Below are 8,383 nucleotides of genomic sequence, written 5' to 3'. Positions count from 1 at the left end.
TCCCCCCCCCGGCCGCACCCCCCCCCCCCCCCCAACCGCCGGCGAGGCTGAAATCAGCCTCGCCGGCGTTTGAGGCGCGGGGGTCTGGGGGCGGAGCCCCCAGGGGGTCCGGGGCGCAGCCCCGGGGAACGGGCGAAGGGCGGGTAGGGGACCCCGCCCCGCGCAGCGGCGCACCCCGCCCGGCAGGGGCGGCGCCGCACCCGCACCCCCCGGCCAGGGCAACGGCGGGGGCAGTACCCGCCACCGCCCGGCCAGGGCAAGGGTCAGCGGCCCCGCTTGGCGGCGTAGTTCGCCCGGCCCACCGCCGACTTCATGCGCCAGTCGCGGGCGATCTCCGCCCGCAGCCGGGCGTCCGTCTTCGCGACGATCCGCTGGTTCTCGCGCAGCAGCTTGCGGTAGCTGTCCAGACGGCGTTCCGGGAGCGCCCCCTCGGCCACCGCCGCCAGCACCGCGCAGCCCGGCTCCGCCTCGTGCGCGCAGTCGTGGAAGCGGCACTGCTCGGCGTACTCCTCGATCTCGGAGAACACCTGCCCCACCCCCGCCTCCGCGTCGAAGAGCCCGACGCCGCGCAGTCCCGGGGTGTCGATCAGGACCCCGCCGCCCGGCAGGGCGAGCATGTTGCGGGTGGTGGTGGTGTGGCGGCCCTTGCCGTCGACATCGCGGGTCTCCTGGACGTCCATCACGTCCGCGCCGAGCAGCGCGTTCGCCAGGGTGGACTTGCCCGCGCCGGAGATGCCGAGCAGCACGCTGGTGCCGTCGGCGACGACCGCGGCGAGGACGTCGGTGCCCTCGCCGGTGTGGGAGGAGACGGTGAGCACCTGGACGCCGGGCGCGGTGGTCTCCACGTCCTGGACCAGGTAGGCCAGTGCGGCCGGGTCCGGGACGAGGTCCGCCTTGGTCAGGACGAGGAGCGGCTGCGCCCCGGACTCCCAGGAGTCCGCCGACGTACGCAGCAGTGCCTCACCGCTCGAACTGGACATCGCGAGCGCGAGGAACCGTTCGATCCGCCCCAGGTCGAGTTCGACCGCGAGTGACACACAGATGACGATGTGATCGATGTTAGTGGCCAGCACTTGGCCCTCGGACCGCTTGGAGGAAGTCGACCGCACGAAGGCGGTCCGGCGAGGCAGCAGAGTCCGCACGTACCGCGGATCGCCGCCTTCAGGATCGACGGCGACCCAGTCCCCCGTGCACACGACCTTCATCGGATCACGGGGAACGACGAACTCGGTGTCGGCACGGACGACACCGTCAGGGGTGGCCACATCACACTGACCACGATCGACCCGGACGACCCGGCCCGGGACCAGGCCCTGGGCGGCGTACGGGGCGAACTCGGCCTCCCAGCCCTTGTCCCAGCCGTAGACGGCGAGCGGGTGCTGGACAGTGGAAAGAGAAGACGGGTGGAGCGGAGCGTTGAACAAGGGGAACCCTTCGAAGGGTGGCCCCGGCGGCGCGCTCCGAGCGCGCGGATCGAATGGGTGTCAGCCGGAGACCACAGGGGTGGGAACGATGAACTCCTGAATGCGGGCAGAGCCCGTCACCATGACAGTCATCAATGTCCTCACCTCCTGCTTCTTCTCAACGAACCAACACCGTTCCCTCAGCAACGACACAGCCGTGCCTCGGAACGAGCAGAACCATAGCCCCACCCCAGGACGCGGCACCACCGATTAAATTCTGGGCCCCACCTGCACGACCCCGACAGCCGGCGGACCAGCGTCACGCCGCAAGTCGTACAGCATCCTGGGCGAGGACCTGGGTCCTGCCGACCTCAACGAACGGCCGCCTGTAGCTCACGGCGATCCCGGAGCACGTGGTGAACTCCACCAGTTCGTACCGCAGTACACCCCCGACCGGAACAGTCGCGGTGTCCAGAGCGGCAGCCAACGCAGGCAGCTCGGCAGCGAACTCCCACGAAGTCGATACGAGGGAGAAAACACCAAGCTCGGGAAGGTCCGCCAGCCGAAAGCCGAGTCGGACCTCCGGTATCGGCCCGCGACCTGCCTGAGCTGCCGCCTTGCGGTCAGCCAGGCTCGCCGGACATCCACACAGCGATCCACGTGCGCCCGCCGGCTCCAGGAACCGAGTTCCGTCGCAGACATGGAAGGTCTCACCGGCTCCGCGCATCACCATGCGAAGCGAGACGGCCCCGCGGCCACCCAGCAAGACAGGGATGTGATCGCGGCGAGTCAGGACCTCGACGACATGCTCGTCTTCGGTGTCCAACAGCTGCGGCACACCTCCATAGAGCCCACCCACAGCGTCAGCGACCGCATGGTCCTCCGTTGTAACGCGCCACGCCGACACCGCAATGGGCCTTCCACCTCGCTGTCGCGCCACCTGAAAGCGGCCCACGGGACCGCCCCTAGGCGGGTGCGGCAGGTCGGCCCTGCCATCGTCAAGGTTCCGATCCCGGATGGAGCTGGGATATGAGCGGGGAGACATGGTCTACCTCCGGTAGCGAGATATTCAGTCCACCCAAGGATCCGAAACACTCGCCGCTTGCCCTAACCGGGATTCACCTGTAGTGAGATGCCAACCCGCACGTCATCAGGTCCAAGCAGGGTCTGACCGGCTCCACCAGCACCTCTGCGTCACGGCAGGCGTGAGCGTGTGCTCTACGGACAGCGAGTCCGGGCCCTCAGAGGCCGAAGAAACTCTCTGTGAAACGGGCTGGTACAGCGCGGCCGACGTGATGCCGACGGTCCTGGACTGCAACATGAACCTCGTGCCCGGGTGCCGACGAAGACGGCATCGTGCGCTTCCTCCTTGCCGCGGGCACGTCAGGATGCTCTTCAAGGAAAACACGTCGATCTCCGGCGCCGAGGTCGGCTGCCAGGGCGAGGTCGGCTCAGCCTGTTCTGTGGCAGCGGGCGCCCTCGCCGAGGTCCTGGGCGGCTCTCCTGAGCAGGGAGAGAACACCGCCGAGCTGGCATGGAGGACAACCTGTGCCTCACCTGCGACCCGGTCGGCGGCCTGCTCCAGCTACCGGGCATCGAGGGCAACGGCATGGCGGCGGTCAATGCCGTCACGACGGCGAACATCTCGATGCGCGGCGACGGCAGCCACCTGGTCTCCCTCGACAAGGTCATCAAGACCATGAAGGCAACGGGCGCCGCATGAACGTCAAGTGCAAGGAGACCGCCCGCGGCGGCCTCGCGGTGAACATCATCAAGTGCTGACGTCCTAGGTGTATTGATCACGAGCGTTGTTAACGCTGGTCAGGTCTTGATCATGGCGAAGACCTCCGGTGTGGTGGAGGTGTCTAGGCTCCACACCACGCACGGAGGTCTTCGTGTCACACCGTAACGCCCGGCTGACCGTTCACGGCAGGCGGATTCTGGTCGAGAGAGTCCTCGCGGGCCGGCCAGTCGCGCACGTGGCCGCCGAGATGGGCATATCGAGGCCCACGGCCCACAAGTGGGTCCGCCGTTGGAAGAGCGAAGGTGACGTGGGTCTGGCCGACCGCTCCAGCAGGCCGGGCAGGACCCCGCACCGGACACCGGCCGCCGTGGAAGAGCGAGTCTGCGACCTGCGGCGGACCCGAAAGCTCGGGCCCGCCCGGATCGGCCCGATCGTGGGACTGCCGCCCTCGACCGTGTATCGGATCCTCACCCGTCACCGGCTCAACCGCCTGGCCTGGCTCGACCGCCCGACCGGCACCGTGATCCGCCGCTACGAACGCGACCGTCCCGGTGAACTCGTCCACGTCGACGTGAAGAAACTCGGCCGGATCCCCGACGGCGGTGGACACCGGGTCCTGGGCCGTGACGCGGGCCGGCCGATCCGCGGCATGGGGTTCGACTACATCCACTCCGCCGTCGACGACCACTCCCGCCTCGCCTACAGCGAGATCCACCCCGACGAGAAGGTCGCGACCTGCGCCGGCTTCCTGGCCCGCGCGGCCACGTTCTTCCACCGCCACGGCATCACCCGCATCGAACGGGTCCTGACCGACAACGCCTGGGCCTACCGCAAGGGCCTGGCCTGGAAGGCCGTCCTGGCCGACCTCGGCGCGAGCGGGAAACTCACCCGCGCCTACCGACCCCAGACCAACGGCAAGGTCGAACGCTTCAACCGCACACTCCTCGACGAATGGGCCTATCTCCGCCCCTACACCTCGAACGACGAGCGGACAGCAGCCCTGACAGACTTCCTCCACACCTACAACCACCACCGCTGCCACACCGCACTGGGCGGACACCCGCCCATCAGCCGCGTCAACAACCCTGCGGGCCAATACACCTAGGCTCTGACCAGCGCGTTTGCCTCTTTCAGCGCTGTCAGGCCCTTCCTTGCCTGTACGGTGAAAGTCCCTGAAGAACCTCACGGCCTACCCGGCGGCGCCCCTCCAGCAACGACCGCGGGCGGTTCATCGGAATCCCCTGGCAGTGCCAGGCTGCGTCTGCAGAAGTAAGGGGTCACCAGGTCTGGTGTCTGGGTGGCCTCCGGCGGGACCTCTGCTGGTCGCATCTCACGCCTTACGGTCATTCCAGTTTCCAGGCGAGCGGTCCACCGACGCCGACGAGACAGCCCTCGGCGTCGGTGATGACGTGGCGGTTGACGGAGTACCGGTTAGTTCTTAGCGCATGAGGGAACGAAGCATTCGCCGGAGTCAAGATGGGCACCCCCGCAGAGTGAGGTGTTGCATCGCCGTGCTCCAGAACGGCTCCCGCGCCCTAATCACACCCGCCCCAAGAACAACTCACCCGCGACCAGCGATGGAGCCATCCCCTTCGATCATTTCGCGTGAAATTCGTTCGAGAACCGCATCAGCGTTTGGATCGTCGAATCCCATGCGCCCTGTCTGACGATTGTACCTATTTACGAGCACCTGGGGCCAAGGCGAAGCAAGTCCACTGATCCTGACGTATTCACCCATCTCCGCGTCGGCCGGAGTTTTAACATGCTGAAGATCCACCAGCAGATCCGGCACCTTGAAGAACCTCGGCAGATGAAAAAACCGGTCATGTCGACCAAGAATTATCTGCTTGCTCGCCGCACGAAATTCTCTAGAATCCTTCTGTAGCTTCTTGCGACGTTCATTCTCGGCCTTACTCCAGCCTCCACTCGGCATGGCGGCATCTTTGACCTGAATCCATTCCGTCTCAGCGGCGCTCCAGGAACGAAACGGCTCGACCTCAAGGAGAGGATCCGCCGCGAGCAACAGATGCCTGTCTGCCTTTTCGTTGGCGAGGTCACAACTGGGCGTGAGTTGCACCCAGTAACTCTGGGTCTCCTGATGCAGAAGAAGGTCACCCGTATCAAACGCATCCCCCATGGGGGGGATGACGTAGATACGGGACGGATGCCAATTGCTGGGCAAACCCAAAGCGCGCCCTACAGGGCCACGCAGTCGATCTTCCCCATTGAGCGCAAGCGTCAACTCTAGCGACCGAGCCAAACGAGCCACAAGAAGGGTCGTCTTCTCCTCAGCATCGTAGTCCCCCAGCGACGCCCATTGATCGGCGATATCCCAGAGATACTCACGGGTCACCTCTCGGACATGGTCCGCCAGACCTCGTACAGCGATCGGCAACCGGCTGTCGAATGCGGCCCGCACAGCGTCAACCAGGACGTCAGTGTGCTCCTCTTTTCCCACAACCTGGACGACGGGCGGTTGCGCTAGAGGCTCGACTCGCTCTGTGTAAGCGGTATAGAAGACGACCGGCACAAAGCGCGTATCTTTCAGATTCTCCAGCAGGCACTCTCCGGCGTCATCGCGGCCCCGATCATCACGCACATCCAGAATGACGACGTCAACCGTCTCCGCGCTCAGAATTCTCTCTGCCTCGGAAAACTCGCTGACTGGAATCACTCTCGGCGCACGACCGTAAGCAACATCCGACTGGAGAAGCTGACGCTCGACGTCGTTCCGATAGTCCTCACTGTCTTCCACAATGACAACGGTCCACTCGGGACTGGGCTCAGGCAGGTCGACGACACTAGCCGACCTTACTATCTCCGCATAGGAGTCATCTCCATGACCGCCCCCCACATTATTCTTCGCTTGCGCACCGCTTTCCGGAACTGCTCCATCAGCGTTCTCGATCACACACGTCTCCTAAAGGTCACTCGGAAGGCCGCCCCCCCGAGCCGGCTGTCGATAAGATGAAGCGCACCGTCATAAGCGTCTGCGACGCGCTCACCGACAATTGCCAGCCCGAGCCCTCCACCATCTGGCTTGCTGGAAAAATACGGCTCGAAGATGCTTGCGCGAATTTCAGGAGGCACGCCAGGGCCGCTGTCATCGATCACCAACGCCAGCGCCCCGTCTTCCTCCAACCGCTCCACCGTCAGATCCACGCATCGCGATCCCTTGGGAACGTGCTGAAGCCAGTAGAGTGAATTATCCAGCAGGTTGATGACAACCTCTTGCAGCTCGGCCGGATCAAGCGTGACGATTTCATCGACGCCACCCACCGTGACCTCTGCACCAACCTTTGCAGCCCGGCTCGCAAGAACGTCCACAGCCGAATTGATCGTCTCCAGCATGCTTACCTTCTTAGGCCGCCCTCGCCGACGGCCTCCGAAGGGGGCAATTCGCTTGAACAACTGGGCTAGATAGTCCGCTTGCCTATCAACCGTACTGACGAAACCGACGGCCTCGTCACGCAATTCACAGGCACCGGACCCGGCCAACATCCGATCCGCATCCCGGGTCACCCGGCGTATGCGACCGACTGAAAGCTGTCCGTCATGGACAACCTCGTCCACGAGTCTCCCGAGCGTGGCCAGCCTCTGATAACGGGCAAGTACCTCGCGAACGTGCTCGACTCCGGCACTGATCCTGCGTTCTGCGTTTGCTACTACGGCCGCCAAGGCATGGTCGTTCGGATGTGATCTACGAACCGCTTCTGCGACATCGGCGATGTCGATATCATCGAACAAGCCGCGGCCTCGACGCTCCCCACGCTTCGGTCTCCGTTGCTTGAATCGAGCACTCTCAAGCTCCGCAATGATTTCCGTGACAGCGCCGCGCAGGCCGTCGTAGGCTGGGCCTTGCAGCAACCCTTCACGGTTCGTCTGATCTCGGAGATCGGGGTTCGCATCTGCAGAGATGCCGACGGTGCCAATTATCTGCGAGTTACTCAGACGCATGGCGGGATTGTTAACGCGTCGGGAGTCAAGTGTGAGCCAGTCGTCGCCACGTTCGCCGAATGGCAAAACTCGAAATCCATCACGATAGACGCTTACGCCGGCCCGCTGGTCGAGCAGGTCACGAAACTGCTTGGTGGACAGGTTGAGTCCGCCTGTAGCAGTCAATTGTGAGATCGCTTCACTATCCCGGTCATAGACCCGAAGGTCGATCGAAAACGGCCCACTGGCAAGCATCCCGCCCGCGCCACGATGCTGCACATTCCGGTCGAGCTTCACTCGATGCAAGTAGGGGTCCCGACCGGGGAGCGTAATCTCCAGGTCCGCCGTTCCATCGGCTGACACAGAACCGGACAGCCGGTACGGAGGGTTCATCAGTTCGGTTGGAGGTTCAATCGGCCCAGCCAACGCCTCGAACTCTTGGGGCAGGTCGAGAACGATTTCGAAGTCGTGATTGCCGTCGACATCGGGTGGGGTAATGAGGCGAGAAAGGTCGCGACGGAGAGCGAGGAGGTCCGCCTCCTCCCAGCTACGCGTAAGGCCACCCAGGAGGAGTAGCGTGCCGCTTGAACGGCGCGGCAAGGAGACACGTTCCCACAGTGAGGCCACACGCCCGCGGTCATAGAAGTCGACCGCCGCCTGTTCGATCACATCGAGTTCTACCTCGTCGAGATAGACTTCCGGATCCCGGAACTGGCGCCAGTCGACTGCGACTACAACCTCGTTTGGCTCATCCGTCTGTCGACTGATCAACGTCATCGAGTCAGCGAGGCGCGCGGCGGCGAACCGGCCAACACCCTTCTCCCCCAAGACGCGACGGCCACGAGGGGTGGTTCTCGCTCGCATGCGGTGCGGAGTCGCGATCTCCAACCAGATGTTCGTAACCGTTTCGGCAGTCATTCCCGAACCGTCATCTAGGACTGCCAGCTCCCCCTGACCTTCTTGAAGGTCACCGGAGAAGCACAGGACGACACGGTTCGCATCGGCGTCGTAGGCGTTCTTTACTAGCTCCACGACCGCGACCGTCTCGCTACTGATGAGTTCTGTACCGATGGTGTGAAGCAGCCTCGCACGGGGGCGGAGCGTCGGCATGTTGACCTCCCAGCAGCTGATGGTAGATCACCAGACCGCCCCACGTCCGCCGCGGTCTCGGTATCCCGGTGGATGTCGGTGCGCTCGGAGTCCACCTAGGCCGTGTTTTGAAAGTGGTGCACGATGGGGTCGACCGCGTACCGATCGAAAGAAGCCTCGTGGTTGACCCCGTGCTCAAGCACGCCCTGCG

At 64.4% G+C, this 8,383-nt stretch carries 5 protein-coding genes and 1 pseudogene; 2 read left to right on the top strand and 4 right to left on the bottom strand.

Annotation, left to right across the window (positions count from 1 at the left end; all coding sequences use genetic code 11):
- Positions 1 to 263: 263 nt before the first annotated feature.
- Both rsgA and ACIPW5_RS37630 read right to left on the bottom strand, forming a co-directional pair.
- On the bottom strand, positions 264 to 1,424 hold the full coding sequence (gene rsgA / locus ACIPW5_RS37635; RefSeq protein WP_401255303.1) for a ribosome small subunit-dependent GTPase A: 1,161 nt from the start codon (positions 1,422 to 1,424) through the stop codon (positions 264 to 266).
- A gap of 298 nt (positions 1,425 to 1,722) precedes the next feature.
- Positions 1,723 to 2,448, bottom strand: coding sequence for a hypothetical protein (locus ACIPW5_RS37630; RefSeq protein WP_401255300.1), 726 nt, complete (start codon positions 2,446 to 2,448; stop codon positions 1,723 to 1,725).
- Between the two features lie 238 nt (positions 2,449 to 2,686).
- On the opposite strand from ACIPW5_RS37630, the pseudogene ACIPW5_RS37625 reads away from it, so the two are divergent.
- A pseudogene (locus tag ACIPW5_RS37625) lies at positions 2,687 to 3,185 on the top strand (L-serine ammonia-lyase, iron-sulfur-dependent, subunit alpha); the annotation flags it as partial.
- Between the two features lie 113 nt (positions 3,186 to 3,298).
- Positions 3,299 to 4,252 (top strand): IS481 family transposase, encoded by a 954-nt coding sequence (locus ACIPW5_RS37620; protein ID WP_401255297.1) that lies wholly within the window; start codon positions 3,299 to 3,301, stop codon positions 4,250 to 4,252.
- Between the two features lie 456 nt (positions 4,253 to 4,708).
- Here the strand turns inward: ACIPW5_RS37620 and ACIPW5_RS37615 are convergent, their stop codons facing one another.
- Positions 4,709 to 6,058 carry a hypothetical protein gene (locus tag ACIPW5_RS37615; RefSeq protein ID WP_401255295.1) on the bottom strand — a complete coding sequence of 450 codons (1,350 nt, stop codon included), beginning with the start codon at positions 6,056 to 6,058 and terminating at the stop codon, positions 4,709 to 4,711.
- Complete coding sequence (locus tag ACIPW5_RS37610) at positions 6,055 to 8,193, bottom strand: ATP-binding protein (protein WP_401255292.1); 2,139 nt, start codon at positions 8,191 to 8,193, stop codon at positions 6,055 to 6,057. Before ACIPW5_RS37610 ends, ACIPW5_RS37615 begins: the two co-directional genes overlap by 4 nt.
- Between the last annotated feature and the right edge of the window lie 190 nt (positions 8,194 to 8,383).

Source organism: Streptomyces sp. NPDC090077, from assembly GCF_044747545.1.
In the GTDB taxonomy this organism is placed as follows: domain Bacteria; phylum Actinomycetota; class Actinomycetes; order Streptomycetales; family Streptomycetaceae; genus Streptomyces.
Note: the sequence above shows the minus strand (reverse complement) of the source record. Positions and strands in the feature narration are given on the sequence as shown.

Coding starts and splice junctions, on each gene's coding strand:
- ACIPW5_RS37630 (WP_401255300.1), bottom strand. CDS start 2,448: ATGTCTCCCCGCTCATATCCCAGCTCCATCCGGGATCGGAACCTTGAC.
- ACIPW5_RS37610 (WP_401255292.1), bottom strand. CDS start 8,193: ATGCCGACGCTCCGCCCCCGTGCGAGGCTGCTTCACACCATCGGTACA.